The sequence below is a fragment of the Caballeronia sp. GAFFF1 genome, assembly GCF_023630705.1.
Classification (GTDB): Bacteria; Pseudomonadota; Gammaproteobacteria; order Burkholderiales; family Burkholderiaceae; genus Caballeronia.
The window spans coordinates 139,682-166,631 of record NZ_JALQEM010000040.1 but is presented as its reverse complement, the minus strand read 5'-3'; the positions used below and the strand labels follow the sequence as shown (position 1 = coordinate 166,631).

Sequence of the window (26,950 nt, the reverse complement as noted above, 5' to 3'; positions counted from 1 at the left end):
CGATCTCGCTATGCGTGTGAGGAAGCGTGCGGCGCGCGTTCGGGCGACCCGTCTGCGTGCCGCTCGTAGGCGTCGTAGAAGGCGTTGCCGCACAGCGCCGCGAGGTCGTCGGCGCTCGCGCGCATGAGTTCGCGATGCAGCGCGGCGAGGCGGTCCCACTGTTGCGCCTTGCGGCGTCCGGGCAGCCAGTCGAGCCAGCCGCGCGACGCTCTCTCGCCTGCGATGACATCGGGGTCGAAGCGGCGCAGCAGATGCTGCATGGCGGCGCGCATGCCCGCGAGCACGGCGAGCTCGTGTCGGCGGATGTCGTCGAATGCGCCTTCGAGCGCGTCATCGCCCGCGAGATAGCCCGCGCCCGCGCCGCGCAGCATGTGCGCGAGCGCGCTGTCGCCATCCGGGAAGAACTTGAGCGGGTTGTTGCCGCGCGGCACGAGCATCGTCGTATCGACGCCCATGCCGCGCTTCATCACCGAGCGCGAGAGCATGACGTTCACCGTGCCGCGTATCGCGGTGCGCAGCATCGATCCGGCGATGCGCGCGAACTCGGGAGCAGCGCGACCGCGCAGGACGCTCGCGTCGACGCTCAGGCCGTCGAGGAGCGCGGCGAGGGTGAGGTCGGCGGGCGGGTTCGCGTTGTCCCTCTCGGCGGCGGCGGATTGCACCGCGGCGTCGGCGATTGCTTGCGCGCACGGACGCGATGTTGCGACGGCGTTGGCGCTCGGGGCGGTGTCGAAGAGAGCGTTCGTGGCGGCACTCTGCGCTGCGGTAGTCAGCGGACTGCTTGCCGCCCGACTTTGCGGGCTCGCGTCGATGTTCTCGGCGCCGGCCGGGCGCGTCGCGGCAGTCCCGCTATCGGCGGCGCGCGCGGCTGCCGGCGCTCCTGCCGCAAACGCTACATCGCCGAGCGGATCGTAGTCGAGCGGAATCCCGCCGTTGAGCCCGGCAACCGGAGCCCAACCCGGCGTGTACGCGAACTGCTCGGGCGGGACGTGGTCGCTGGCGGAACCCGCAAACGGCGCGCGGCCATCGGCGCGTGCCGGCGTGCAAAGATCGGGAAGCGGGCCGCCGAGCGGATCGAATTGCGCAGCCGGCAACGGCGCCGCGAACAATACCGCTGCCCGTGCAAGCGGATCGTGGGCGAAGGCATGCGAATCGGCGATGCCGCTGCCTGCGAACGCACCCGCCGGAGCACCACCAGAGCGCAAGCGCGACTCGTCGCCCGATGCATGCCAGTGCGCGATGTCGTCGTCGGCAAGCGCAGGGCGCGCCGCGGCTTGCGTATCAGTCGCCTTTCCGGGCACCGCGCGTTCTTCGACCGTCCGCATCGCGGCCCGAGCGTCGGCAGCCGGCGAATCGCTCATCGGCGCGAGGAACGGCTCTCTAGCGAACGCACTGCCAGCAGCAGCGCACGGCTCGCGCGTACCATTGCCATCCAAGCGGTTCGCCGCAGCGTCACGAGCCGCCACGACACATTCATTAGCGGCCGCACCGAGCGCGAACGCCGGCTCGAGCCCGCGCCCATTCGCCCGATGACCGCCCGCCCCCGCGACATGCGCGTAATCGAGGACGGCTAAGGGTGCGTGGGACGCTTGCGCGTCGTCATCCAGCGACGACACCTCCAGCCGGTACGCCCCCGCTTCGATGCAATCGCCCTTCGCAAGACGCGCCGTCTGGCCGCTTGCCAGCACGCGGCCATTGAGCCGGCTCGGATTGCTGCCGAGATCCGCGAACCGCCAGCCCTCGCCCGTCCAGTCGATGCGCGCCTGCACGCGGGAGACGGTCTTTGCCGCATCAGGCAGCACCATCGTGTTGCCCGGACCGCGCCCGATGGTCCCGCCCGCTGCGTCGAGTCGGCAGACGAGCGGCGTACCCGGCGTCTGCGGCGGCTCGCCCTGGTACGTCCTGACTGCGAGCGTGATGTGCATGGCGTCTCCTGCGCGTGCATGAGTGAAGCGGCGGAAGCAGCGCTCATCGGGAACCGTCGTCGGCTTCCCGCGGATCAGCCGGCGCATCGGGCGATGCGCTCGCCGCGCCTGCCGCCGCGCCCGCGCCGCCGCAGTTGATCTGCACCGTCGCGCCGTCGATCGTGATGGGCCCCGCCGCATTGATCGCGATGCCGGACGGCCCGAGCACGATGGTGTTGCCGCCCGCCTTGAGCGTAAGCGTCGCGCCCGCTTCGATAGTCACGTTTGCACCGCCCTTGATGTCGACGTTAACACCCACCCCCAACGCAAAATTCCCTGCCGTTTTCGAATGCGTGTCGCCGCCGACTTCCAGCGAGCACTTACCGCCGATCTGCTCGCTGTGACTGCCTTTGACCGCATCGCTGCGATTGCCGCCGCAGCGCGCGAAATCGTGGCTTTCCACGATCACATGCCGCTCGTTGCCGATGCGTTCGAGCGCGTCGTGCCCCACCCACGTCTCCATGTCCCGCTCGGCGTGAAAGAACAGTTGCTCGTGATCCTTCGTATCGTCGAAGCGGATTTCGTTGAAGCCGTTGCCGCCCTTGGTCGAATTCGTCTTGATGGTCGTGCGCGCCATCTTCGAAGGAAGCGCGTAGGGCGTCGTCTGCGCGGCGTTGTAGACGCTGCCGATCACGAGCGGCTGATCCGGATCGCCCTCGATGAAATGCACGAGCACTTCCTGCCCGATGCGCGGCAGAAAGAACGCGCCGTAGCTCTTGCCGGCCCACGGCTGCGCGACGCGCACCCAGCAGCGTTGCAGCGAGTCGCGCGACGTCTGGCTGGCGAGCTGCTCCCAATGAAACTGCACTTTGATGCGGCCGTACTTGTCCGTATGAATCTCTTCGCCGGCCGGTCCGACGACGCGCGCGGTCTGCGGCCCCGCGACCGTCGCGCGGCGCGTGATGCGCTCGGGACGAAAGCCCGCGTCGCGGGGCAGCGCGCGAAACGCGCAATCGAAGACATGCGCTATGGTTGCGTTGTCCAGCGTCGATACATAGTCGTCCGAATTAATCGAATAGTCCGCCGACACGATCAGATACTCGCCATTGTGCGAAGCCAGCGGATGATCGGCGAGCCTAATGAGACCGCCCGGCCAGATGCCGCGCACCGTCGCGCGCGCGCTCACGCAGGCATTGCCCGCCTGATGCGCTTCCGCGTGCACGCGCGCGCGCCGTTCGGCGTCCTCGGCGCGCGTATAGCCGACGGCGTGTTCCTGCATCGTGTAGAGCGCGGAGTCGAACGGCTCGCTGCGTCTCGCTCGCGCAACGAGCCCTTGCTGCTCGCTCTGCGACGGCTTCTCGAAGTCGTAGTCGTTCACTTCGGCGATACCCGCCTGCACCTGCGCGCCTGCATGCCACGCATAGATCCATTCATGCTCGCGCGGCGCGGTCTTTGCCGGACGAAACGGAAGCTCACCGTAGTGCGGAATCGCTTCGTGAACGTGCGGCGAATCCGTGAGAATCAGCGTGTGTTTGCCGCCGTGATGCCGCACGTAGTAGTAGATGCCCTCGCGCTCCGCAAGCCGGCTCACGAAATCGAAGTCCGTCTCGCGGTACTGCGCGCAGTGTTCGAGGCTCGGATACGAAGCCGTGCACTTGTTCTCGAAGTCGATGTGATAGTCCCCGAGCACCTGCGCGATGATGTCCGGCGTCGTCATCTTGTAGAAGAAGCGGCAATGCGAGGCACGCGTGAGCAGCCACAGGCGCGGCCGCACCGTCGCCCGGAAGAGCGCGGGACGGTTGGGCTTCGTGCTGGCTGGCCGCGCCAGTTCGAAAGCGGTGACGATGCCATTGAATTCGCGCGTGCCGCCGCCCGGAATCTCGACGGATAGCGAGAAGTCCTGGCCGAGCAGTTTCGCGATATCGGCGTTCGAGTCGTCCGCGAGCAGTTCGATGTCCCACTGCGCGAGGCGGCCGAGTGCTTCGTGGCCGCGCATCCGGTAGAACACGAAGGCGTCGGCGCCGAGCGCGCAGGTCACGCGGGCAATGCGGTGAGTGTCGGTGAGCGTCATCACGGTCTCGTTGGTTATCTCAGGGAAGCTCGGTCTTGCGCGTGGCGGGATCGGCCACGGTGACGACGCCGCCCCAGTTGCACGGGCACACCGACACGTTGTCGAGCGACGGCGCATGAGCGATCTGCACGGTGATCGCGCCGGGCGTCCACGGCTGCGCGGTGGCGGGCACGCAGGGCGCGGGCGTCGGCGTGCCGAATGCGGCGGCGGTCGCTGCCTGCACGGCCGGATTCGCGGGCGCGTTGCACATGCCGAACGGCATGATGTTCACGAGCGGTATGTGATCCATGATGTTCGCGGCGGGCGGCCCTTCGCACAGCACGCGGTTCTTCGGCAGCACGACGAGCGTCGACGGCGCCATGCCGAACGAGCACTGAAGCGTCGCGCCCATGCTGACTTGTTGAGGCATCGCAGGCTCCTTTCCGATTCAGTCGAACGCGTAGGTGAGTTCGCCATCGCATACGCCGATCGCCACCTTCGCGACGCTGCGTCCATCGGCGAGGCGGCTCAAAAATTCGGTGCTCACGCGCGGCAGGACCGTGTTGGTCAGAATCGCGTCGATCATGCGTCCGCCGCTCTGAAGCTCGGTGCAACGGCGTGCGATCTCGCGCGTGACCGCGTCGTCATACGCGAAGCCGACGCGATACCGCGCCTCGATGCGCCGCCCGATGCGCGCGAGTTGCAGGCGGATGATCGCGTCGAGCATCGCGTCGTCGAGCGGGTAATAGGGAATCACCGTGACGCGGCCGAGCAGCGCGGGCGGAAACACGTCGACGAGCGGCGCGCGCAGCGCCTCGGCGATCTCGTCGGGCGGCGGCGCATGCTGCCGCCCCGCGCAAAGCTGCGTCATGAGTTCGGTGCCGACGTTCGTCGTGAGCAGGATCAGCGTGTTGCTGAAGTCGATCTCGCGGCCCTCGCCGTCTTCCATGCGGCCTTTGTCGAAGACCTGAAAAAAGAGCTTGTGCACGTCCGGGTGCGCTTTTTCGAACTCGTCCAGCAACACGACGCTGTATGGACGACGCCGCACCGCTTCCGTCAGCACGCCGCCCTCGCCGTAGCCGACGTAGCCAGGCGGCGAACCCTTGAGCAGCGAAACGGTATGCGCTTCCTGATACTCGCTCATGTTCACGGTGATGACGTTTTGCTCGCCGCCATAAAGCGACTCAGCGAGCGCGAGCGCCGTCTCCGTCTTGCCGACGCCCGAGGTGCCCGCGAGCATGAAGACGCCGACCGGCTTCTCCGGATTGTCGAGTCCTGCGCGCGAGGTCTGCACGCGGCGCGCGATCATCTGCATTGCGTGCTGCTGGCCGACGATGCGCCGGTTGAGCGCCGAGGCGAGGTCGAGCACGCTCCTGACTTCGTCGCGGACCATGCGGCCGACCGGGATGCCGGTCCAGTCCTGCACGACCGATGCGATGGCATGCGCGTCCACAGCGGGCAACACGAGCGGCGCTTCGCCCTGCTCGATGGCGAGCTGGCCCGTGAGTTCGCGCAAGTTCGCGAGCGCTTCCGTCGACGCTGCGCCGCGTTCATCTATCTCCGCGCGCGCCGCGAGAATCCGCGAAACGAGCGCGCGTTCCGCTTCCCAGCGCGCGGTGAGCGTACCGAGGCGCGCTTCTTCGCTGTCGAGCCTCGCGGCGATATCCGCGCTGCGTGCTCTCGACTCATCCGCCGACGCGATGCCGAGCGCCGCCTCGCGCGCCGCGATTCCGCTTTCCAGCCGCCACGCTTCGATGCGGCGCTTCGCATCGTCGATGGCGGGCGGCAGCGCCTGCTGGCTCACCGCGACGCGCGCGCACGCGGTATCGAGCAGGCTCACGGCCTTGTCGGGCAACTGCCGCGCAGGAATATAGCGATGCGACAGCTTCACGGCGGCCTCCAGCGCCTCGTCGAGCACCTGTACGCCGTGATGCTGCTCCATCTTGCGCGCGAGGCCGCGCATCATCGCGATGGCATTGGCCTCCGACGGCTCCGGCACCTTCACCGCCTGGAAGCGCCGCGTGAGCGCCGGGTCCTTCTCGATGTGCTTCTTGTATTCCACCCATGTGGTCGCAGCGATGGTGCGCAGCGTGCCGCGGGCGAGCGCGGGCTTGAGCAGATTGGCCGCGTCGCCGGTGCCGGCCGCGCCGCCCGCGCCGACGAGCGTATGCGCTTCGTCGATGAACAGGATCACGGGCGTGGCCGACGCCTGAACCTCGTCGATCACTTGCCGGAGCCGGTTCTCGAACTCGCCCTTCACGCTCGCGCCCGCTTGCAGCAAGCCGATATCGAGCGTGCGGACGATGGCGTTTCGCAGCGCGGGCGGCACCTCGCCCGCGACGATGCGCTGCGCGAAGCCCTCCACGACCGCGGTTTTGCCGACGCCCGCTTCGCCGGTCAGGATCGGGTTGTTCTGGCGGCGGCGCATCAGGATATCGATGACCTGGCGGATTTCCGCGTCGCGTCCGACGATGGGGTCGAGCTTGCCTTCGCGCGCCTGCGCGGTCAGATCGACGGTGTAGCGGTCGAGCGCCTCGTGCGCGGCGAGCGGCGTGGCGAGCGGCGCGGCGGCATCGGCGGATTCGACATGCGCCGCGTTCCCGATACTCGCTTCGGGCGAACCGTCGAGCAGCGTGTCGAAGCGCGCCGAAAGCGCGTCGAAGCCGATCTTCTCGAACTCGCGCGAGAGCGCGAAAAGCGCATTGCGCAGGTTCGGCGTGCGCAACATGCCGATGACGAGGTGCCCGGTGCGCACGGTCGTCGCGCCGAACATCAGCGAGCCGAAGACCCAGCCGCGCTCCACCGCTTCGTCCACCTGCGCCGAGATATCCGATACCGAGCTCGCGCCGCGCGGCAGGCGGTCGAGCGCCGCGGTCAGGTCGCGGGCGAGCCGCGTTTCGTCCAGTTCGAACGCGCGCGCGAGCCGTTGCAGGTCGGAATCCGGCGCGAGCAGGATCTGATGAACCCAGTGCGCCAGTTCGACATACGGATTGCCGCGCAGCTTGCAGAACGCGGTGCCGTTCTCTATCGCGCGATACCCAACGGGATGCAGTTTGCCGAACAGGGCCTGGCGGCTGATTTCAGTCATGGAGTGTCTCCTCGATGTGGCTCGTACGCGCATTTCGCGCAATCACGACCCGATGGTTGTCATGGACCGGCGCGCCGCTCGTGAGCCACGTCGTCCAGCCAAGGCGCGCGCCGCCCTTCGGCGTGCTCGCGAGGCGAAGCGCGGGCACTTCGTCGCGCTTCAGATGCAATGCGACGTCCCAGTCGAGCGGGTCGCGCACGTAGCTCTGCACCCAGTCGCGCAGCTTGCGAAGGCTTGCGCCGCCCGGCAGGAAGCGCAGGAAATCGGCGTAGCAAAGCGGCCCGATCACGATGCGGAACTTGTGCTGGCAGTCCCATACGCGCGTGCCGGCCACGGCCGACACGCCGAGCCGCGCAACGCCCAGCCGCGCGAGCGAATCGGCGGGCAGCGCGATCCAGTGGCCGCGCCACGGCTCGATGGCGACGGGCACGCCGAAAAAGCGCGCGAGAATCAGCCGCAGGCCGCCCGCGTGGCGCGTCGGCGCGGCGAGCACGCCCGCAAAATGGCGGCGCGCGTGGTCCGGCACGGCGTCGCGGTTCTGCATGCCCGGCGCGCCGAGGCCGAACAAGCTGCCGACGTAATCCGCAATGCGGTCTTCCTGCGGACGGTCGGCGCTCACGACCGGCTGCGCGTCGGCCCACGCGCGGTAGAACAGCGAGAGCATCCGGTGATGAAAGACATCGAGAAAGCGCGCGAGCGTCGGGTCGTTCGCGTTGCGCGCGCGTTCGCGGACATACGCGGTGAGATGCGTCGGCAGCGGTCCGTTCGGGCCGAGCAGGCCGAGGAAATTCACCGCAAGGCGCCCCGGCTCGCCGCCTTCGCCCGCCGTGTAGCCGCCAAGCGTCGTCGGATGAAAAATCAGTTCGGGCTCCTGCGAGAGGCGTACCGCGTCGTCGTGAGGGCTCGCCGAACGGCCGAGGCGCGGCCGCGTGGCGTTCATCTGTTCGATGAGCCGCAGCGCCTGAAAGAAGTCGAAGCGGCGGGCGTCGCGGGTGAGCACGTCGTCGAGACTCAGAGCGTCGGGCATCGTCCGCTCCTGTGCGGCCAGCGCATGATGGAACCGCGCGCGAGCGTCGCGACGGTGGTCTCGGCGAACGAATTGATCGACACGTACTGCGCCATGAACTGCGCGAGCACCGCGCCGAGCAGGAACGCGCTCGCGCCTTCGAACGCGGCATCGTCGAAATTCAGCGTGACGGCGAGGCCACGGCCGAACACGATCGGCCCCGGCGACGGCAGGCGGCGCACGACCGGCTCCGACGACACCGAGCGCAATCCCTCGATTTGCCGCTGCGCCGCCGCGTCGTCGGCCGGGCAGTAGAGCGCGACCATTTCGCGCAGCGCCCGCGCGCCCTCTTGTGCGTCGTGATCGACCAGCGACGCATAGTTGAGCGACAGATGATCGAGCAGCCGCCACGCCGCCGGTCCTTGCGCGAACGACGGCAACGGACGGCTCGGGCCGGCGACGCAGCGCACGGCGGTGACGGGAGCTTCGGCGTCGAGCGTGAAGTCGGTCGTGCCCGCGCCGAGCGGCATGGAAAGCGGCAGATCGCGGTTCGTGCACCACGCTGTGATGCCGAGTTGCCGCATGTCGCCGTCGAGCGGGGCGCTCGCTGCATCCACGAGCGCGATGAACGCCTCGCTGCCGAGATAGCCGCTGCGCGCGCCGTCGCGCTGCTGGCGCACCGACGCGCGCCGCGCCTCGCGGCGCAGTTGGTAGAACGCGCCGCCCTCGCCCGGCGCGTCGAGGTCCTTCGCGCAGTAGAACGGCCTGAATGGCCGCTGCGCCTGTGCGCCCGAGCCGTAGCCGGTCACGTCCTCGATATGGTGGATCTCGTAGTCCATCGGCCGCGTGCGATCGACCACGACGTGGTATTCGAAGTCCGTATGCGTGAGCGCGATGCGGTCGGTGCGGCGGCGGAACAGGTTGATCGCGGGCGTGCAGTTGAGCGCGAAATGCGCTGCATCGACGGTGCGTTCCAGCGACGCATCGGCCTGATCGAGCAGGACGGCGATTTCGACTTCGCGTTCGCGGCAGTGGCGCAAAGCGTCGCGCAAGCCCGCAATCTCGACGAACAGAAAGCGCGGCGCGAAGGCGAAGTACTCCTGCAAGAGGCGGTAGCCATCGAACGATTGCTGACTGACCGGCAACAGCGCCTCGTCTTCGGCGAATCCGAGCGGGCGCAGCGCGGTCTTCGGCAGCAAGGCGAGCGTCGTATCGGCCGCGCCGTTCTTGCCCGGCTGCACGACGGCGACGCCCGTGCAACCGGCAAGCAGCCGCTCGTGAATGCGCAGCGCGAGGCCGTCCGCGCCGCGCAGATGCACTACGAGACGGTCGAGCGCGAGGCGGTCGAAGCCGAGCGTGCCTGTCGCGCGCAGCCGCAGGCGCAGCGCGGCCCTCGATGCGACCTTCGCGCTCGCCGAAGCGCCTTGCGTCACGAACTTCGCCTGCGCGATTTCGACCGGCCAAAGCGTGACCGCGTGCGCGGTGCGGAACTCGCAGCGCGTCGACGACGACGCGTCGAGCATGCTTCGCAGCACGGTATGACGCGGCACCGCGACGCCATGGGCGCTCGCCGCGAGTTGCGGGTTCGCGTGATCCGCCATTAACTGCACGACGGTCATCGAAGGCGTGGGCGCCAGATAGTGCGGATACGTCATCTCCAGCAGATGCTGCGTAAAACGCGGAAACTCGGCGTCGAGCTTCATCTGCACGCGCGCCGCGAGAAAGCTGAAGCCTTCCAGCAGCCGCTCCACATACGGGTCCGCGCATTCCAGGCCGTCGAGCGCGAGCCGGCCCGCGACCTTCGGAAACGCGGCGGCGAACTCGCCGCCCATTTCGCGCAGATGCCGCAACTCCTGGCTGTAGTACTTGAGGAATGCCGGGTTCATGCCTGCACCTCCGCGCCCGTTTCGCCGTGGACACTACGCGCGGGCGCGGCGTCCGCTATGCGCGCTTCGCCTGCTTCGAGATCCAGCTCCGTGCGCAGATACAGCCGCTCGGGATACGGCCGCGACCACATCTGCGCTTCGATCTCGAAGCAGATCACGTGGCCGCGCGCCGTGTTCTTCGCGTCGTCGATCACGGTGACGCGCACCGATTCGCGTGCGAGCCGCGGCTCGAAGGCCCACAGCGCATCGCGGATCAGCCGCTCGACCGCGCCCGGCGTGAGCGCTGCGACGTTGCATCCGGCAAGATCCGGCAGCCCATAGTTGAGGACGGACGTCGCCACGTGAGGGAAACCCGCCGTATCGATGCGGGCGGCAAGACCGCTCGCGTTCAACAGCCAGCCGATGTCGCGCCGCACGCTCTCGCGCAGCGCCCGGGACGACATCACGCGACGCTCGCGCGGTTCGGTTCGCGCGTGCGGTTCGTGATCGGTCAGGCGGTCGAGCAGCGACGGTTGCAGGCGGTCGCGCGTGGTCGGATCGGACATGGGCGGGTTCCTCTCGTCGTGGTCAGGGATGCGCGCGTTACGCGGTCTTGGCGGTCGGCAGCTTGGAGACGAGCCGCAGCGACACCGTCAGGCCTTCGAGCTGATAATGCGGACGCAGGAAGAACTTCGACGTGTAGTAGCCCGGATTGCCCTCCACTTCCTCGACGACGACCTGCGCATCCGCGAGCGGCTTGCGCGCCTTCGTGTCGTCGGACGAATGCGCAGGGTCGCCATCGACGTATTGCAGAATCCAGTTCTGCAGCCAGCGCTCCATGTCGTCGCGCTCCTTGAACGAACCGAGCTTGTCGCGCACGATGCACTTCAGATAGTGCGCAAAGCGCGAACACGCGAAGAGATACGGCAGGCGCGCGGCGAGATTGGCGTTCGCGGTGGCGTCGGCGTCTTCGTATTCGGCGGGCTTGTGCAGCGATTGCGCGCCGATGAACGCGGCGAAGTCCGAGTTCTTCTTGTGCACGAGCGGCATGAAGCCGCTTTTCGCGAGTTCCGCCTCGCGCCGGTCGCTGATCGCGATCTCGGTCGGGCACTTCATGTCGACGCCGCCATCGTCCGTCGGAAACGCATGCACGGGCAGCCCTTCCACCGCGCCGCCCGATTCCACGCCGCGAATGCGCGAGCACCAGCCGTAGGTCTTGAAAGAGCGCGTGATGTTCGCCGCCATCGCATACGATGCGTTCGCCCACACGTAATGGCTGCTGTTCGCGCCGGCGGTGTCTTCCTCGAAATCGAACGCTTCGACCGGGTCGGTCTTCGCGCCATACGGCGCTCGCGCGAGAAAGCGCGGCATGGCGAGACCGATATAGCGCGAGTCTTCCGAGTCGCGCAGCGAGCGCCATGCAGCATGCTCCGGCGTCTGAAAGATTTTCGTCAGGTCGCGCGGATTGGCAAGCTCCTGCCACGACTCCATAAGCAGCGCAGCGGGGTCCGCCCCCGCGATGAACGGCGCGTGCGCTGCCGCGGCGATTTTCGCCATTTGCGTGAGCAAATCCACGTCCGGCCCGCTGTGATCGAAGTAGTAATCCGCGACAAGCGCGCCGTACGGCTCGCCGCCGAACTGGCCGTATTCTTCCTCATAGAGCTTCTTGAAGAGCGGGCTCTGGTCCCACGCGACACCGCGATACTTCTTGAGCGTCTTGTGCAACTCGGGCTTCGAGATGTTCAGCACGCGAATCTTGAGGGACTCATCCGTCTCCGTGCTGTTCACAAGGTAGTGCAGGCCGCGCCACGCGCTCTCCACTTTCTGGAAAGCTTCGCTGTGCAGGATCAAATTGATCTGCGCCGTGAGCGCCTGATCGATCTGCGCGATGAGCGCCTCGATGGTCGCGAGGACATCGCCGGAAATGACCTGCGTGTCGCGCAGTGCCTGTTCGGCGAGCGTGCGCACCGCGTTTTCAACGGCTTCGCGGGCCCGCTCCGACTTCGGCTTGAACTCCTTTTGCAGAAGCGCGGAGAAGTCGCTCACTTCGGGCGCGGCCTGTCCGTACGCGACGTCCGTCGCGGCCTGCGGGTGGATGCTGAGATCGTTCATCGCGTCATGCTCCGTGGTTGGGCGCGTTGGTCGGGGTTGCGTCCGGGTGCGGCTCGGCGGACAACGCCCGCATGAGCGCCGGTTCTTCCAGCAGACGCGCGATGAGCGCTTCAGCACCGGTCTTGCCGTCCATGTACGTGAGGAGGTTCGCCAACTGCGTGCGCGCCTCCAGCAACTGCCGAAGCGGCTCGACCTTGCGCGCGATCGCGGCGGGCGTGAAGTCGTCCATCGACTCGAACGTCAGGTCCACGGCCACGTTGCCTTCGCCCGTCAGCGTGTAGGGCACCTGAACCGCCACGCGCGGCCTGACCGAGCGCAGGCGTTCATCGAAGTTGTCCACGTCGATTTCGAGGAACTTGCGTTCCGCGACGCTCGGCAGCGCCTCGGCCGGCTGGCCGGAGAGATCCGCGAGCACGCCCATCACGAAGGGCAGGTTCACCTTCTTCTCCGAGCCGTAGACTTCGACGTCGTATTCGATCTGCACACGCGGCGCTCGATTGCGCGCGATGAACTTCTGACTGCTTTCCTTAGCCATGATGTATTTCCTTCGGATATCTAACTAGATAACTGGGTTACTCATTCGACGCCGCCCAGATGCCTGAACTGATGCGCGCCATCCGGCGCGACGTCCTCGATGATCTCGATGAAGCTCTTGCCAACGAGCCTTCGCGCGCGCTGCAGCAGTACCGGCAGCGGGCTCGACGGCTCGTTCTCCGCGTAGTACGCGCAGATGGCATCGAGCGTGTCGATCACGTCGCTTGCGTTGGCAATGCGCGGGGCCATGGCGATCCCGGGCATGGCCGGCTCATGCGCCGCCGATCCGGAATGGCTGCCCTCTTCACTGCTGTCGGTCTCCATCGCACCGCCCCGTTGCATCACCTGTGGATCGAGCGCCGCAACGCGAGCCGCGACGAACTCGTCGATGCGGGCAAGCGGCCTTGCCAATGCGCCGAAATCCAGCGCACGCGCCGGGCCGACGCGCTCGGTCAGCAGCGACTCGATTCGCAGAAGCGAAGTCCGCGCCGACGCCAGCGCATCGCATGCGTCCTGAGCAGCCTCGGCGCCCGCGAGCGCGAATGCGGCGTCGATGGTCGCCATGCTCGGCATCTCGCAACCCTCCGCGAGCGGCAACTCGCCCGCCATCATTTCGAGGTCACGCAGTGCAAACGCGCGATGACCGCGCGGCGCGACGAACGGCACATCGCGCAACGCGCCGGCAATCCCTGCAGCATCGAGCAGCGCCGCAAGCGCATTGACTCGCGCGGTGGGGTCGCCATCGGCATCGTCGAGCTGAGGGTGGACGCTGCCCCATTGCGAATCGAGCAAGCCTTCGATCAACGCGAGGCCGCGCGCGAGTCCTTCGAAGCCGTCGCGTGAAGTGCTCGCCTGCGTGTAATGCACGGCCACCCGCAAGTCACGCGTGCGCGCAAAGAGCGTCGTCGCAAGCGAGAGCGCGAGCGCCCAGTCGGGCGGCGTCGCCGCGATCATGACGCCGCCGTATTGCGCATCGGGCTTGCCCGCCACCGCCTCTTCGAGCGCGCGAAAGTCGGCGCTGTATTCCTCGTCGTCGCCGCAGGGCGCGTGCGGCGCGATGTCGGTGAGCCAGCCAGCGATATCGGCGTGATTCATGTCGATGTCCCGATGCGTTGAAGGTTACGGCGGCGTGCTCGTACGTCACTCCGACTTGTTCTCGGGGACGTTCCACTTGCCGGTCACGACCCCGCCCTTCTTCGCGCCGTTGTTGTCTTGCGGCTGATATTCGACCTTGAACTTGGCGAAGTTCAGCGTGATGCTGTCCATGCCCTGGTCGCCGCCGCCCATGCCCACCGAGTAACTGCTGATGATCACTTCGTTGAGCGTGACCTTCATGTACTCGACCGGCTCTTTTCCGCCCGCCTTGCGCATGGTCAGCACGACCTCGGGCATGTGCTTGCCTTGACAGCAGGCTTGCGCGATGGTCGGCGAACTCTTGTCGAGATACTTGCTGAACGAAAGGTCCTGCACCGATGCCGTCCCCGTCCCGCCGCCCGTGCCGCTGTGCGTGGTTCCGGTCTGCACGCAGCCCCACGACCAGCTCAGGACTTCGATCTCTTCCTTGTGAACCGAGTCTTGTGATTCGCCCTTGATGTCGCCGAGCTTCATGAAAATGTCTACAGCCATGTCAGTCTCCAGATAATGAATGTGCGTGTTACGGCACGGTGAAATCGCGTCGTTTGAGCGCGAGAGGGGTCGATGCGTCGTCCTTGCTTCGTTTTCCTAACTACTTGCCATGCTTTCCTCCACATCGGGAAAGCATCGAATCAGGTCAAATGGCGACTTGTTCGCCGATGGTCTCCGTAAAGAGTCCCTGCATGCGTGCCGGACCGACTATGCTAGGAAAACGTGTGCGTTCGACATACGCCTTTCGCATGACCGTTCGGGCCTGGTCGAGGAGGGTCGCCATGATCTGTCTCCTATTCGTTCTTTCGAGTGCGCTTCGTTGCGCGAGCAGTGACCCGAAAACAACCGGACTCGCCGGCTTATTCCGCATAAAAAATCGAAAAAGAACTGGAATAAGCGGGCCGCTCGGGTGTTATCAATCATGAGCGCGCCGACACCAGGAGCTGCCCCGATGAACGACGACGACCTGCCCGCCGTCCTGCCGACACTGCTGCCGCGCCTGTGGCGCTTCGCGCTCAGGCTCACGCAGAACCAGCACGACGCCGAGGACCTCGTCCAGCGAGCTTGCGTGCGGGCGCTGGAGCGGCGCAATCAGTTACAGCCGGGCACGTCGACGCTGAGCTGGCTCTTCTCGATCGTCCATTCGACGTGGATGAACGAGTTGCGCTCCCGGTCGATACGCAGCCGCGGCAGCATGGACTGGCAGGACGAGGAAATCGAGTCGTTGGCCGATCCTGGCGGGCATAACCCGGAAGTCGATTTGATGCACCGCCAGGTATTCAACGCGGTCGAAGCGTTGCCCGAAGCGCAGCGCGTCGTCATGGTGCTGGTGGCGATCGAAGGTCTGAGCTATCGGGAGGCCGCCGACGTGCTGGACGTACCCATCGGCACGGTCATGAGCCGGCTTTCTCGCGCTCGGCTGACGATTGGTCAGCAATTCGGCGTGCAGGCGCCGGCTGCGGCACAGAAAGGACAAAAAGGAGAATCCTTATGATGAATGTCGACGACACACTGCTGATGGCCTATGTCGACGGGGAACTCGCGCCGGAGCAACGCGCGGAAGTCGAAGCGGCCATCGCGCATTCGGACGATCTGGCGGGCCGTGTCGCCGCGCTGCAGGCGTCCGTGCTTCCGTATCGCGCCGCATACGAACGCCGTCCGGTGCCGCCGGTGCCCGAGAGTCTGACGCGCCGCATCGACGAACTCGTCAGCGTGACCACCGCGCAAAAGCGCCGTCCTGCCCGCGCGAATGGACGCTTTCCGATGCAATGGGCAGCCGCTGCATTCGTCGCGGGCGCCATCTGCTCCGGCGTGCTGACGGGTTATCTCGGGGGCATGAATCCGCTGAAGCCGGGCGTCGATCCGTGGGTGCGCAGCGTCGCGGATTATCAGGTGCTATACGGACGCGATACCGTTGCGAACATTCGCGAAGACAAGGTGAGCACCGAGCAGGTTCTCGCGGACATTCATCAGCGCGATGGCATGCCGGTGAACGTGCCTGACTTGCGGCAGGCGGGACTGAAGTTCAAGCGCGTGCAGCGGCTCAATTATCACGACCGGCCGCTCATCCAAATGGTCTATCTGCCTGAACGCGGCGATCCGGTCGCGCTTTGCGTGATCGAAGAAGCGAAGAGCGATGAGCCCGTTCGTACCCAGCAAGTTGGCGAAATGAAGACCGTGACATGGCGCAGCAACCGCCTCGCTTACGTGCTGCTCGCGAAGGATACGTCGCTCGATTTGCAGAAGCTCGGGCAAGGCATCGCGAGCGGCAAGGTGGCGGAACTGTACGGCCAGTCTGCCGAAGACGCGCCGCAGGCCAGCCGCGCGGCGCCGTGCGACGATGCTGCGCAGAACTGTCGCCGTACGGCGACATGACGCGGACTGTGCGTCTTAGAGAATGGCGGCGGCCGCGCGCGCAGCATTGCGGCCGCGTCGATCCGGCGAACGCGTCGTGATCCTATGCGGCGATGCGAAAGCCCATGCAGACTGCGCAGACCTCGGGCAGTCCGTGCCGCCAATTAAGCTCCGACGAGACAGCCGGCTAGTCACCTCTGACGCCAACAACGGTCGCTGATCTCACCGTCGAACGCTCTCGCCACTTGTCGGGCCCGTGCGACGGACGCCAACGCCTTCTATGGTCCCCAAGCGCTTGCGCCCGCTTCAGTGCGCAAAGTCGCTCGACACGTCCCGTCCCTCCTGTTGCGGGTATAGCCCACCCCGCTAATAGCGACTGTTTCAATGCGCGCGTTGGTCCTATCTTCTGGTCGTGCGCTGAGGCGCTTTACAGTCGGATCGCGCAATTGTGCAATCGAACCGCCACGGGAGGACTGCGATGACACGCGTCATCATCGGCATCTTGTTTCTGATCGTGCTGTGCGCCGGATGCTATGTTCTGGCACACGGCGATGGTCCTATGACTTACTTTATGGACGACGATTCGCTCATGTCTCAATGCCTATGCGAAAAGGAAGCGCTGGTCGAGAATCACTCCGCGAGCCTCATTCAACTTTCCGCACATGCCTTACGCTATTCAGCGCGGCCTGCGATCGCGCAACCACGGCCAGATGCGGCGCAGCGCCCCCGGCAATCACGAAGTGCATGAACGCGTCGCCCCGTTTCCCAGGACCGCTTCCGCCGCGCAGTCCCTCGCGTCGCGCTCGTTGCAATCCATGATCGAAAGGCCACGATGGAAGCGAACATGCTAACGCCCAGCCGGAACCGGGCAGGCTCGGCACTCGAGGTGCTTATGGTCTTCCTGAAGCTCGGGCTGACGTCGTTCGGCGGACCGGTCGCGCACATCGGCTATTTCCGCCGCGAGTTCGTCGAGCGGCGCCGCTGGCTCAACGACGAGACCTTCACCGATCTCATCGGTCTCTGCCAATTTCTCCCCGGACCGGCCAGCAGCCAGGCGGGCTTCTCCATCGGCTTGCTGCGGGCGGGCTGGCTCGGCGGGATCGCAGCGTGGTGCGGATTCACGCTGCCGTCTGTCGCGCTGATGATCGGTTTCGCGATCCTTGCCCCATCGCTCGGCGGGCCGGTGGGCAGCGGCCTGATTCACGGGCTCAAGCTCGTCGCCGTTGCGGTCGTTGCGCAAGCCGTGTGGGATATGGCGCGCCGCCTGTGTCCCGATCATCGCCGGGCAGGCATTGCGCTCGCTACCATCGCAATCCTCGCCGCCCTGACCACGGTGTACGCGCAGCTTATCGTCATCGCGACGGGCGCACTGCTCGGCATCGCGCTGTGCCGCAAGGCCACGGCGGGAAGCCTCGCTGCCACGCATGAACACGCTCAAGCGTTTCGTGTGCCGCGCGCGGCTGGCGCCATCGCGCTCGCTCTGTTCTGTGTTCTCCTTTTCGGACTTCCGGTCTTGATGGCGACGGATCCGACGCACTCACTCCAGATGTTCGATGCGTTCTACCGTTCGGGCGCGCTCGTCTTCGGCGGTGGTCACGTCGTCCTTCCGCTTCTTCAGCGGGAAACCGTGGCGACGGGCTGGGTATCGTCGAACGACTTTCTCGCGGGATACGGCGCCGCGCAGGCGGTTCCGGGTCCGCTATTCACTTTCGCTGCATTTCTCGGCTGGACCATGAGCGGGACAGGCCATCACGCGTGGGGAGCGCTGCTCGCGACCGCCGGCATCTTCCTTCCCGGTCTCATGCTCGTGCTCGCAGCCTTGCCGTACTGGCAAGCGCTGCAGGCCCGGCCGTCGATGGCTGCCATGTTGTCGGGAGTCAATGCGGCCGTTGTCGGATTGCTCGCGACAGCGCTCTACTCGCCGGTCTGGATCAGCGCCGTGCGCACGGCGTCCGACTTTGCAATCGCTGTCATCGGCTTTTTCCTGTTGGTACGCTGGAAAGTTCCGCCACTCGTCGTGGTGATTGGCTGCGCGCTTGCGGGAATAGCGCAAGCCGTTCTGCATTGAAATCAGATACCGGGTTTGCTGGAAGGCTCGCAACGCGGCCGTGGTCCTTTCAAGAGGCTATGTGCCGTGCGTTCTGCTGCCCGCTGCGCGTCACTCTGACTGCTCGAACGTCGGGCCGCGTCGCAAGCGGATAGGCCCGTGACTGATCGCATCCGGATGCACCGTTTCGCTTCCTTGCGTGACGATGATGCGCCCTTCATGCGCCAGTGCCAAGGCCACCTGTCTGACCACGGGCATCAGCGCGCGCCATGCGTCTTCATCGGCAGCCAGGGCGCGCGCAACGTCTGACGGGCAGATCGAGGAAGTAGCGGCGCGCTGCCCAAGCAGTTGCAGCAGGCAATCTTCGATGTCGGATTTAGATACGCTCATCTCTGTCACGGAGTATCGGATAGTAAGCACGGCCGCAACGATGCCGCCGGATCGCACTCACTTCACGAGACCGCAGCGCATCGCCCTCGCACACGCCGCGTTCGACGTGTCGCAACGATCGAGCCCCCACAACTGGGCTGCCGGATCCGAGCCTTTATCTCATCAAAAAGACCGACACAATCCGTAATTTGGCCGCTTGCCACCAAGATACTCTCGGTCAACACTGAACTTCATTCCAAAGAGTCAGATGCCTGTCCGGTATATCGGACACAACACACTCCGGTGCCTTTCGGATGCAGTTCTGGAACCGGTCCCTCGCCCACCTTGGAATCAGGACCTGCAAATGAATTTCGTTGCTCTTCGCGGTAAAGCGGCCGCTCTCTTCGTCATCGGCACGATTGCCCTGGCGGCATGCACGAAGGTCTCCACCCCAGCCGAAAGCCCTGCGGCAACGAGTTCCTCGACCCTGCAGGCAGTCCTGCAGCGCGGGACCTTGCGCGTCGGCGACTGTCTGACGTTCGCGCCGTTCGGCTTCTACGACAAGGACGGCCAGCCGGACGGCTATGACGTCGATCTCGCGAAAGAACTGGCCCGGCAGATGGGCGTGAAGCTCGAAGTCGTGAACACGACCAGCGCCAACCGTATTCCCAACCTGCAGACGAGCAAGGTCGATGTGGTCTTTTGCAACTTCACCCGCAATCTCGAACGCGCGAAGGTCATCGAATTCACGTCGCCTTACGTCGTCGCGAGTGAAGCGCTGCTGGTCAAGAAGAGCAGCGGCATTCAGTCGGTGAAGGACATGACTAACCGCACGATCGCGACCGTAAAAGGTTCGACCAATGGCGATGAAGTGCGCTCGCTGAACATGCAGGTCAAGATTCAGGAATACGACAGTTCGCAGGCCGCTATTCTCGCCGTCAAGCAAGGGCAAGCCGACGCGATGATCGAGGACAACAACTTCCTCGCCTATCAGGCCAAGCTGGACCCCGAACTGACCGTGACCAACGAAGCGCTGGTGCCGCTGGAGTACAACGCGTTCGGCGTGAAAGCCGGCGATCAGGCGTGGCTCAACTACCTGAACCTGTTCCTCTTCAACATCAATGCGTCGAAGGTGAACGCGCAGCTTTACAAGAAGTGGTTCGGCGTCGATCCGCGCTTTCCGCTCAATCCGCAATTCTGAGCAGCGCATGATGGGATCGCCGGCCGAAGATGGACCTATTCGATAGGTCCGATACCTCCGATAGGGAGAAGGACATGAGTTATGAGTGGTTGACCCTGTGGGGCTATGTTCCAGAGTTCCTGAAAGCCGGCTGGCTGACTCTGCAAGTCACGCTGCTCGCGTTCGTCCTGTCGATCGTTCTGGGCCTCGTGGCCGCGCTGGCCAGCATGTCCCCACTCGGCGTCGTTCGTTTCCTCGCGCGGGCGTACGTCGAGATCATCCGCAACACGCCGGTGCTTCTCCAGATCTTCATCGTGTTCTTCGGCTTGCCGTCGGCGGGCATTGCGCTCGATGCGTACTGGGCAGGCGTCATCGCGCTCGGGTTGAATGTCGGCGCCTACCTGTCCGAAGTGTTTCGCGCGGGCATTCAGTCGGTGCCGCGCGGGCAACTGGAAGCTGCGGCAATCCTCGGTCTGGAGCGCGCACAAATCATGTCCGAGATCGTCCTGCCCCAGGCCGCCCGCGCCGTTTATCCGGCGATCGTCAACTATCTGATCCAGTTGCTGCTCGGCACCTCGCTGTTGTCCGCTATCGCCTTGCCCGAATTGACCGGAACAGCGACGGTCATCAACTCGCGCACGCTGCTCTACGTTCAGACGTTCGCGGTCGTGCTCGTCGCCTATCTGGTGCTGAGCAACGTGCTGTCCTGGCTTGCGAGCCGGCTCGGCGCGCGGCTGTTTCATCCACCGCTCGTCGTGCCACCGCGCGCGCGGTTCGGCGCTCTCACGTTGCGCCGCGCCAATCGCGCCTGAGCCGCGAACCGGAGCCGGATCATGTCACTCGAACTGTTGCGCACCAGTCTGTCGATCCTGCTGCAGGGTCTCGTGACGACACTGCTGCTGTCCGTCGCGGCCATCGTCGGCAGCACGCTGATCGGCCTTCTCGCCGCCGTGCTCCGAACGTTCGGGCCGTGGGCCACGGATCGTATCGCCCGGCTCTACATCGAGCTCTTTCGCGGCACGCCGGTGCTCATCACGCTGATGTTCATCTACTTCGGCGTCTCTTACTTCGGCTATGCGATCGACGTGTTCGCTGCCGGCGTCATCGGTCTGAGCGTGTATCAGGGCGCCTATATCGCCGAAGTGTTCCGCTCGGGAATCGAGGCGGTGCCGAGAGGCCAGTGGGAAGTCTCGCAGATCCTCGGACTGTCGCGCATGCAGACCTTCAGCGCCGTCGTGCTACCGCAGACCGGAAGGATCGTGCTGCCGCCGCTCGTGGGACAGTATCTGTCGCTCATCAAGGACACGTCGATCGTCAGCATGATCGGCATGTCGGAACTCATGCACGGCGGACAGGCTATTGTCGACCGGATCGGCAAGCCCGTCGAAATCTACGGGCTCGTCGCACTCATTTACTTCGTCGTGTGCTTCCCGCTTTCGCAGTGGGTGCGCCACCATGACCGCAGGAGACTCTCGTGAGCGAGCAAAGCCAGAACAAGCCCGTCATTGCGCTCACGCGCGTCAGCAAGGCATTCGGCGCGACACGCGTGCTCGACGAAATCAATATCGACGTGCGTGCGGGCGAAGTCCTCGTACTCATCGGCGCATCGGGATCGGGCAAGAGCACGGTGCTGCGCATCATGGCGGGCCTCGAAACGGCGGATTCCGGCGAAGTGTGGGTCAACGAAGTACCGCTGCACGACCCGAAACGCGCGCGCGACATTCGCGGTCACGTCGGCATGGTGTTCCAGCAATTCAATCTCTTTCCCCACAAGACCGCGCTCGGCAATGTCACGCTCGCGTTGATCAAGGCCCGCAAGATGAGTCCTGCCGACGCGCGCAGGCGCGCGATGGACGTGCTCGATCGCGTGGGGCTCGCCGAGCGCGCGGATCATTATCCGAGCCAGTTGTCCGGCGGACAGCAGCAGCGCGTCGCCATCGCCCGCGCGCTTGCCGTCGAGCCCGGCATCATGTTCTTCGATGAAGCCACCTCTGCGCTCGATCCCGAACTCGTCGGCGAAGTCACCGATGTGATGCGCGGTCTCGCACGCGATGGCATGACGATGGTCGTCGTCACGCACGAGATGGGATTCGCGCGCAAGACCGCTGATCGCGTCGTGTTCATGGACAAGGGCGTGATCGCGGAGCAAGGCGATCCCGAGCAGATTTTCGTCAATCCGTCGAACGAGCGCACCCGGCAGTTTCTGCATCGGGTGCTCGATCATTGACGCACGATGGAGCGGATGAATGGCTGTGATGGAATCGTCGCGCGCCCGGGGCGTGGATCGCGTGATTGCGATGTTCAGGCAACTGCATATTGCGCAGCGTCCCATGTCGATTCGCGAGTTGATCGAAGCGACCGGCGCTCCGCGATCGAGCATCTATGAACTCGTCGCTATCCTCGCCGAAGTCGGCTGGCTGGAGAGCACCGCCGACGGAAGCGTGTTCTTCGGACGGGAGATGCATTACTACGGCTCCGACTACGCAACGCACAACGACCTGATTAGCCGCGCGCATCAATCGATTCTCGCGCTGGTGCGCAAGCACGAGGAAACCGCGCAGTTGTGCATGCTCGAAGGTAACAAGTACACCGTCGTTCTATCCGAGAACAGCGCGCGCCCTTTCAACATCAGTTCGGACATCGGCGTGAGAGTGCCGATTCCGTGGACCGCGACCGGACGCCTTTTGCTCGGCCACATGAACGCCGACGAGATCCGCGCGTTGATTCCGCAGGAAGACTTCGTTCTCGACAACGGCGTTCGTATCGACTTCCAGGCATTCATGCGCGATGTCCAGCTCGCGCGCGACTTGGGCTACTGCTGCACCGAGGGACTCTCGAACGCGTTTCGCCTGTGCATGGCCGCGCCCGTTCGCGATCGCGCCGGAACGCCGGTCGCGGCGCTCTGCTTCATGACAGGCCGCGACACGACTCCGGACCGCCGGCAGGCCATGCTCGACGACCTTCTGCAATCGGCGCGCGCGCTCTCTCACAGATAGCGTTCAGGGGCGCGGGACGGACGCCCCCGCACTCACGCCGGCGCCTTGGTCGACCGCCTTGCGCAACGCTTCAAGGAAACGCACATAGGCCGTCGCGCCGGGATCCGGATGGCCTATGCTCCGTTCCTGCACCCACGCCGCGCGGCCCTTCTGCGACTGCATCTTCGCCGTTTCCACGACGCGTTCGCTCGCCGTGGCGATCATCGCGTCGAGGGTCTCGGCCGCGCTTGCCTGCGATGCTTCCAGCACGTCGAGGCTGGGCGCCAGCGCATCGAGCACGGTCTTGTCGCCGATCTTGCTCTTGCCGCGCTCGGTAATGCGTGACGCCACCGCCCGGCCGATGGCGAGCGCCTCGTCGCGTCCCAACGCATCCTTGCCCTGCACCGTCTTCGCGGCGGCAAGCAAGCCGCCGCCCACCAACGCCGCGAATGTCGACGGATTGGCCGTCGAAAACGCCTTTCCTGCGGCGAGCAGCACGTCGCCGAGCGTGGCCTCGTCCGGCAGCGCGCCTATCGCCTTGACCACCGCTTCCGACCCCGCGCGCACGGTGATACCCAGATCGCCGTCGCCGAGTGCCGCATCGAGGTCGCGTAGCTCGTCGGCATGAGACGGAAGCTCACTCAATGCGTGGGATAGCAGGTCCCGCATTTGACTCGTCGTAATCATTTAGGTTTCCTGATCAGGCACGCGTGCCTTCGCGAAAGAAGGGCGAATGCGCAGGAGCTGCGAGCAGCGCTTCGAGTTCATCGTCGAGCAGCATGACGGTGATCGAGGCCCCCGCCATTTCCAGGCTCGTCACGTATTCGCCGACATACGACCACGCGATCGACAGGCCATCGCCCTCTGCGATCTTCGCCGCGCGCCGATACAGCAGATACAGTTCTTCGAGCGGCGTCGCGCCCAGACCATTGACGAGCAGCGCGAGCCGCGAGCCCTTGGGTGCCGCGAGATCGTCGAGAATCTGGCGCATCAGATTCTCGGCGATGGCATCGGCCGACTGCAGCGCCCCGCGATGCGTTCCCGGTTCACCGTGAATGCCGATGCCGATCTCCATCTCGCCATCCGGCAGTGTGAAGGTGGGCTTGCCGGCCGCGGGCAGGATGGTCGGCGAAAGCCCGACTCCCATGGTGCGGCAGTTCGCATTGGCCTTCGCGCAGATGCGAGCCACTTCTTCGAGCGAATCGCCGCGTTCGGCCGCCGCGCCCGCGCACTTGAACGCGAACACCATGCCCGCGACGCCGCGCCGGTCGGACGCGCGCTCCTTTGGCGCTGATGCGACGTCATCGGTCAGCACGACGGTCTTCACTTCGATCCCTTCGGCATCCGCGAGGTCCGACGCGAGATCGAAGTTGAGCACGTCGCCGCCGTAATTGCCGTACACGTAGAGCACGCCCGCCCCGCCATTCACGCCTTTGGTGGCCTCCAGAATCTGTTCCGACGACGGCGACGAAAACACGTTGCCCACCACGACGCCGCCGCACAAGCCTTCGCCCACGTAGCCGAGAAATCCCGGCATATGGCCCGATCCGCCGCCGGTCACGATGCCTACGCGGCCTTCGCGGGGCGCATCCGCACGAACGAGCGCGCGCTTGTCCGAATTGGCCGCCTTGATCCATTTCGGATGCGCAAGCAAGAGCGCGTCGATGATCTCATCGACGAAGGTTTCCGGGTTGTTGATTATCTTCTTCATCTTCGCGTGTCTCCTTGGTTTGCCTCTCGATGTCCTGCGTTATTCGTTGACGTCGCGCGTGTCACAGCTTGCGTCGCTGGCTCAGCGCATCCAGCAGAACGGCGGCGAAGATCACCCCGCCCTGAATGAATTGCGTCCAGAACGGGTTTACGCCCAGCAGCGACAGGCCGACGTTGATGACCCCGATCAGCACCACGCCGATGAACGTGCCGACGATCGAGCCGCGCCCTCCTGCGAGCGACGTGCCACCGATGACGATGGCCGCGATGACCTGAAGTTCGAGACCGTTCGCCGCCGACGGCAGCGCGGAATTCAGCCGTCCCGCGAGCACGATGCCCGCGATCGCCGCCGTGACGCCTGCGAGCATGTACGTGAGAAACACGACGCGCCGCACCGGAATGCCCGCAAGCCGCGCGGCCTCCTGATTGCCGCCGACCGCGAACACCTGATGACCGAACGTGGTCTTGCGCAGCAATACGTGGCCGATGACGAAAACGACCAGCATCACGATCATCGGCATGGGCAGGCCCGCGATGGCCTTCGCGCCGAACACGGTGAACGCGTTCGGGAAGTCGAACTTCGTGCGGCCGTCCGAAATGGCAAGCGTGAGGCCGCGTGCCATTGCCATCGCGGCGAGCGTCACGATGAACGGCACGAGTCGCAGCCAGGAGATGGCGAAGCCGTTGATCGCACCGACCGCCGCGCCCGTCGCAAGCGCAATGAAGAGCCCGCCTATGCCGAGACCGACCGCATCCGGGCTCGATCCCGCCATGAAGGTCGCGGCGACCATGCCGCTCAGCGCGACGAGCGATCCGACCGACAGGTCGATGCCCGACGTGATGATGACGAAGGTGCCGCCGACCGCCGCGATGCCCACGACGGATACTTGCACCATGATGTTGGTGAGCGTGCTCGTCGTGAGGAATTCCGGCGACGCAATCGACAACGCGACGCAGATGATGACGAGCGCCGCGAACAATGGTCCGATGCCGCTTCTCAGTTGACGGATCACGCGGCGCGACAGCGCTTCGGTGTCCGCCCGGTTGGCTGCCGTGGATGTCATGCCCCTGCTCCTGTCGTTGCCCATTGAATCACCGTTTCGGAGTGCGCCTTGTCGCGGGCTATTTCGGTCACGATGCTGCCGCGATACATCACCAGCACGCGATCCGACATGCCGAGCAGTTCCGGCAGTTCCGAGCTGACCATGACGACCGCCGCGCCCGCGCGGGCCATCGCCACCATATGCGCGTAGATCTCGGTCTTCGCGCCCACGTCGATGCCGCGCGTGGGTTCGTCGAGCATGATGACGGCGGGATTGGTCGCAGTGGCGCGTCCGAGAATGACCTTCTGCTGGTTGCCGCCCGAGAGCGTGCCCGTGATTTGCAACACCGAGGAGGCGCGCACGCCGAAGCGCGTGCTCGCCTCCTGCGCGAGCTTGCGCTTTCTCGCGCCGCGCACGAAGCCGCCGCTCGCGAGCGCCCTGAGACTCGACAGCGCAATGTTCTCTTCGATGCTGGCATCCAGCACGAGCCCTTCGAGCTTGCGATCCTCCGACGTATAGACGAGCCCGTGACGAACGCCTTCGGTCGGCGAATGATTCGAGACCTTCCTGCCTTTCACGAAGATCTCGCCATGCGTGGCGGGCAGCGCGCCGAAGATCGTCTTCAGCAGTTCCGTGCGCCCCGCGCCCGCGATTCCCGCAATGCCGACGATCTCGCCCGCGCGCACCGTGAAGCTCGCGTTGCGCAGCAGAGGCGCGCTCGCGAGGTTGCGCACTTCGAGCACGACCTCCCCGTAATCGCGCGGCTCCCACGGATAGAACGATTCGAGATTGCGCGCGACCATCGCCTGCACGAGTTCGGCTTCGGTCCATTGCGACATGGGACGCGCGCCCACGGTCGCGCCATCGCGCATCACGACCGCGGAATCCGCCAGCTCGAATACTTCTTCGAGATGGTGCGAAATGAAGATGATGCCGAGTCCTTCTTCGCGCAAGCGCCGCACGACCGCATACAGGTTCTCGATGTCGTGACTTTGCAGTGCGGCGGTCGGCTCGTCCATCACGAGGATGCGCGCGTCGCGTGCAATGGCCTTGGCGACTTCCACGAGTTGCCGCTTGTTGAGCGGGAGATCGCCGAGGCGCATCCACGGCGCCACGTCGTCGAGCCCCACGCGCGCGAGCGCCTCGCGCGCCATCGCATGGGCCTCGCGCTGCCTCACGAAGCCTTTGGTCGCTGGCATGCGGCCGAGAAACAGGTTCTCCGCGACCGTCATGTCGTTGATGAGCGAAAGCTCCTGATAAATGACGGCAACACCGGCGTCGATCGCGGCGTTCGTGCCGCGCGCAAGCGGCTTGCCGTCGATCTCGATGTCGCCTTCGTCCGGCTCGTAAGCGCCCGAAAGCGTCTTCACGAGCGACGACTTGCCCGCGCCGTTCTCGCCGACGATCGCCATCACATGTCCCGCCTGCAATTCGAGACTCACGCCGCGCAGCGCCTTCACGCCGGGAAAGCTCTTGACGATGCCCTGCATGCGCAGAAGCGGCGCCTTCGTGCTCGAAGGCGCGCGCGTGCGCGGTTCCGTTTCGACTGTCATGTTCGCATTCCGCTCGCGGCCGCGCGCCCTGAAG

26 protein-coding genes are annotated in these 26,950 nt (G+C 65.4%); 9 read left to right on the top strand and 17 right to left on the bottom strand.

Annotated features, from left to right (window positions below):
• Positions 1-8 precede the first annotated feature (8 nt).
• From tagH to NCR37_RS24925, 12 genes are all read right to left on the bottom strand, one after another.
• Positions 9-1,925, bottom strand: a complete 1,917-nt coding sequence (gene tagH, locus NCR37_RS24980) for a type VI secretion system-associated FHA domain protein TagH (RefSeq protein WP_250475488.1) — start codon at positions 1,923-1,925, stop codon at positions 9-11.
• Between the two features lie 43 nt (positions 1,926-1,968).
• Positions 1,969-3,975 (bottom strand): type VI secretion system Vgr family protein, encoded by a 2,007-nt coding sequence (locus tag NCR37_RS24975; RefSeq protein ID WP_250475487.1) that lies wholly within the window; start codon positions 3,973-3,975, stop codon positions 1,969-1,971.
• A gap of 19 nt (positions 3,976-3,994) precedes the next feature.
• A complete protein-coding gene (locus NCR37_RS24970; RefSeq protein WP_250475486.1) occupies positions 3,995-4,384 on the bottom strand; it encodes a DUF4280 domain-containing protein in 390 nt (129 codons plus the stop codon).
• Positions 4,385-4,402: 18 nt separating this feature from the next.
• On the bottom strand, positions 4,403-7,042 hold the full coding sequence (tssH, locus tag NCR37_RS24965) for a type VI secretion system ATPase TssH (protein WP_250475485.1): 2,640 nt from the start codon (positions 7,040-7,042) through the stop codon (positions 4,403-4,405).
• Positions 7,035-8,069 carry a type VI secretion system baseplate subunit TssG gene (tssG, locus tag NCR37_RS24960; RefSeq protein WP_250475484.1) on the bottom strand — a complete coding sequence of 345 codons (1,035 nt, stop codon included), beginning with the start codon at positions 8,067-8,069 and terminating at the stop codon, positions 7,035-7,037. The genes tssH and tssG overlap by 8 nt, the downstream gene beginning before the upstream one ends.
• Positions 8,054-9,934: a type VI secretion system baseplate subunit TssF gene (tssF, locus tag NCR37_RS24955; protein WP_250475483.1), complete on the bottom strand. Its 1,881-nt coding sequence runs from the start codon at positions 9,932-9,934 to the stop codon at positions 8,054-8,056. Before tssF ends, tssG begins: the two co-directional genes overlap by 16 nt.
• Entirely contained in the window at positions 9,931-10,479 is a 549-nt protein-coding gene (tssE, locus tag NCR37_RS24950; protein ID WP_250475482.1) for a type VI secretion system baseplate subunit TssE, read from the bottom strand. Before tssE ends, tssF begins: the two co-directional genes overlap by 4 nt.
• Before the next feature lie 37 nt (positions 10,480-10,516).
• Complete coding sequence (tssC, locus tag NCR37_RS24945; RefSeq protein ID WP_250475481.1) at positions 10,517-12,025, bottom strand: type VI secretion system contractile sheath large subunit; 1,509 nt, start codon at positions 12,023-12,025, stop codon at positions 10,517-10,519.
• Between the two features lie 4 nt (positions 12,026-12,029).
• Entirely contained in the window at positions 12,030-12,560 is a 531-nt protein-coding gene (gene tssB, locus NCR37_RS24940) for a type VI secretion system contractile sheath small subunit (RefSeq protein ID WP_250475480.1), read from the bottom strand.
• Positions 12,561-12,601: 41 nt separating this feature from the next.
• Positions 12,602-13,654 (bottom strand): type VI secretion system protein TssA, encoded by a 1,053-nt coding sequence (gene tssA, locus NCR37_RS24935; protein WP_250475479.1) that lies wholly within the window; start codon positions 13,652-13,654, stop codon positions 12,602-12,604.
• A gap of 45 nt (positions 13,655-13,699) precedes the next feature.
• Positions 13,700-14,185: an Hcp family type VI secretion system effector gene (locus tag NCR37_RS24930; protein WP_250475478.1), complete on the bottom strand. Its 486-nt coding sequence runs from the start codon at positions 14,183-14,185 to the stop codon at positions 13,700-13,702.
• Positions 14,186-14,330: 145 nt separating this feature from the next.
• Entirely contained in the window at positions 14,331-14,468 is a 138-nt protein-coding gene (locus NCR37_RS24925) for a hypothetical protein (RefSeq protein WP_250475477.1), read from the bottom strand.
• Between the two features lie 168 nt (positions 14,469-14,636).
• Between NCR37_RS24925 and NCR37_RS24920 the strand changes: the two genes are divergently transcribed.
• From NCR37_RS24920 to chrA, 4 genes are all read left to right on the top strand, one after another.
• On the top strand, positions 14,637-15,179 hold the full coding sequence (locus tag NCR37_RS24920) for an RNA polymerase sigma factor (RefSeq protein WP_250475476.1): 543 nt from the start codon (positions 14,637-14,639) through the stop codon (positions 15,177-15,179).
• On the top strand, positions 15,176-16,060 hold the full coding sequence (locus tag NCR37_RS24915) for an anti-sigma factor family protein (protein ID WP_250475475.1): 885 nt from the start codon (positions 15,176-15,178) through the stop codon (positions 16,058-16,060). The genes NCR37_RS24920 and NCR37_RS24915 overlap by 4 nt, the downstream gene beginning before the upstream one ends.
• A gap of 457 nt (positions 16,061-16,517) precedes the next feature.
• Complete coding sequence (locus NCR37_RS24910; RefSeq protein WP_250475474.1) at positions 16,518-16,787, top strand: hypothetical protein; 270 nt, start codon at positions 16,518-16,520, stop codon at positions 16,785-16,787.
• Between the two features lie 144 nt (positions 16,788-16,931).
• Positions 16,932-18,107, top strand: a complete 1,176-nt coding sequence (chrA, locus tag NCR37_RS24905) for a chromate efflux transporter (protein ID WP_502800589.1) — start codon at positions 16,932-16,934, stop codon at positions 18,105-18,107.
• Between the two features lie 90 nt (positions 18,108-18,197).
• On the opposite strand, the gene NCR37_RS24900 is transcribed toward chrA, so the two are convergent.
• Positions 18,198-18,476 (bottom strand): DUF3253 domain-containing protein, encoded by a 279-nt coding sequence (locus NCR37_RS24900; RefSeq protein ID WP_250475472.1) that lies wholly within the window; start codon positions 18,474-18,476, stop codon positions 18,198-18,200.
• 343 nt (positions 18,477-18,819) lie between these two features.
• On the opposite strand from NCR37_RS24900, the gene NCR37_RS24895 reads away from it, so the two are divergent.
• From NCR37_RS24895 to NCR37_RS24875, 5 genes are all read left to right on the top strand, one after another.
• Positions 18,820-19,656, top strand: a complete 837-nt coding sequence (locus tag NCR37_RS24895; RefSeq protein ID WP_250475471.1) for an ABC transporter substrate-binding protein — start codon at positions 18,820-18,822, stop codon at positions 19,654-19,656.
• A 74-nt stretch (positions 19,657-19,730) separates the two neighbouring features.
• Positions 19,731-20,447, top strand: a complete 717-nt coding sequence (locus NCR37_RS24890; RefSeq protein WP_250475470.1) for an amino acid ABC transporter permease — start codon at positions 19,731-19,733, stop codon at positions 20,445-20,447.
• Positions 20,448-20,468: 21 nt separating this feature from the next.
• Positions 20,469-21,113, top strand: a complete 645-nt coding sequence (locus NCR37_RS24885; RefSeq protein WP_250475469.1) for an amino acid ABC transporter permease — start codon at positions 20,469-20,471, stop codon at positions 21,111-21,113.
• The gene (locus tag NCR37_RS24880; RefSeq protein WP_250475468.1) at positions 21,110-21,862 is read left to right on the top strand and encodes an amino acid ABC transporter ATP-binding protein; all 753 of its coding nucleotides are present in this window, start codon (positions 21,110-21,112) and stop codon (positions 21,860-21,862) included. The genes NCR37_RS24885 and NCR37_RS24880 overlap by 4 nt, the downstream gene beginning before the upstream one ends.
• A 19-nt stretch (positions 21,863-21,881) precedes the next feature.
• Entirely contained in the window at positions 21,882-22,631 is a 750-nt protein-coding gene (locus tag NCR37_RS24875) for an IclR family transcriptional regulator (protein WP_250475467.1), read from the top strand.
• Positions 22,632-22,634: 3 nt separating this feature from the next.
• Here the strand turns inward: NCR37_RS24875 and NCR37_RS24870 are convergent, their stop codons facing one another.
• The 4 genes from NCR37_RS24870 to NCR37_RS24855 form a co-directional block, all read right to left on the bottom strand.
• A complete protein-coding gene (locus tag NCR37_RS24870) occupies positions 22,635-23,297 on the bottom strand; it encodes a DAK2 domain-containing protein (protein WP_250475466.1) in 663 nt (220 codons plus the stop codon).
• 13 nt (positions 23,298-23,310) lie between these two features.
• Positions 23,311-24,321: a dihydroxyacetone kinase subunit DhaK gene (locus NCR37_RS24865; RefSeq protein WP_250475465.1), complete on the bottom strand. Its 1,011-nt coding sequence runs from the start codon at positions 24,319-24,321 to the stop codon at positions 23,311-23,313.
• Between the two features lie 61 nt (positions 24,322-24,382).
• On the bottom strand, positions 24,383-25,384 hold the full coding sequence (locus NCR37_RS24860; RefSeq protein ID WP_248323863.1) for an ABC transporter permease: 1,002 nt from the start codon (positions 25,382-25,384) through the stop codon (positions 24,383-24,385).
• Complete coding sequence (locus tag NCR37_RS24855; RefSeq protein WP_250475464.1) at positions 25,381-26,916, bottom strand: sugar ABC transporter ATP-binding protein; 1,536 nt, start codon at positions 26,914-26,916, stop codon at positions 25,381-25,383. Before NCR37_RS24855 ends, NCR37_RS24860 begins: the two co-directional genes overlap by 4 nt.
• Between the last annotated feature and the right edge of the window lie 34 nt (positions 26,917-26,950).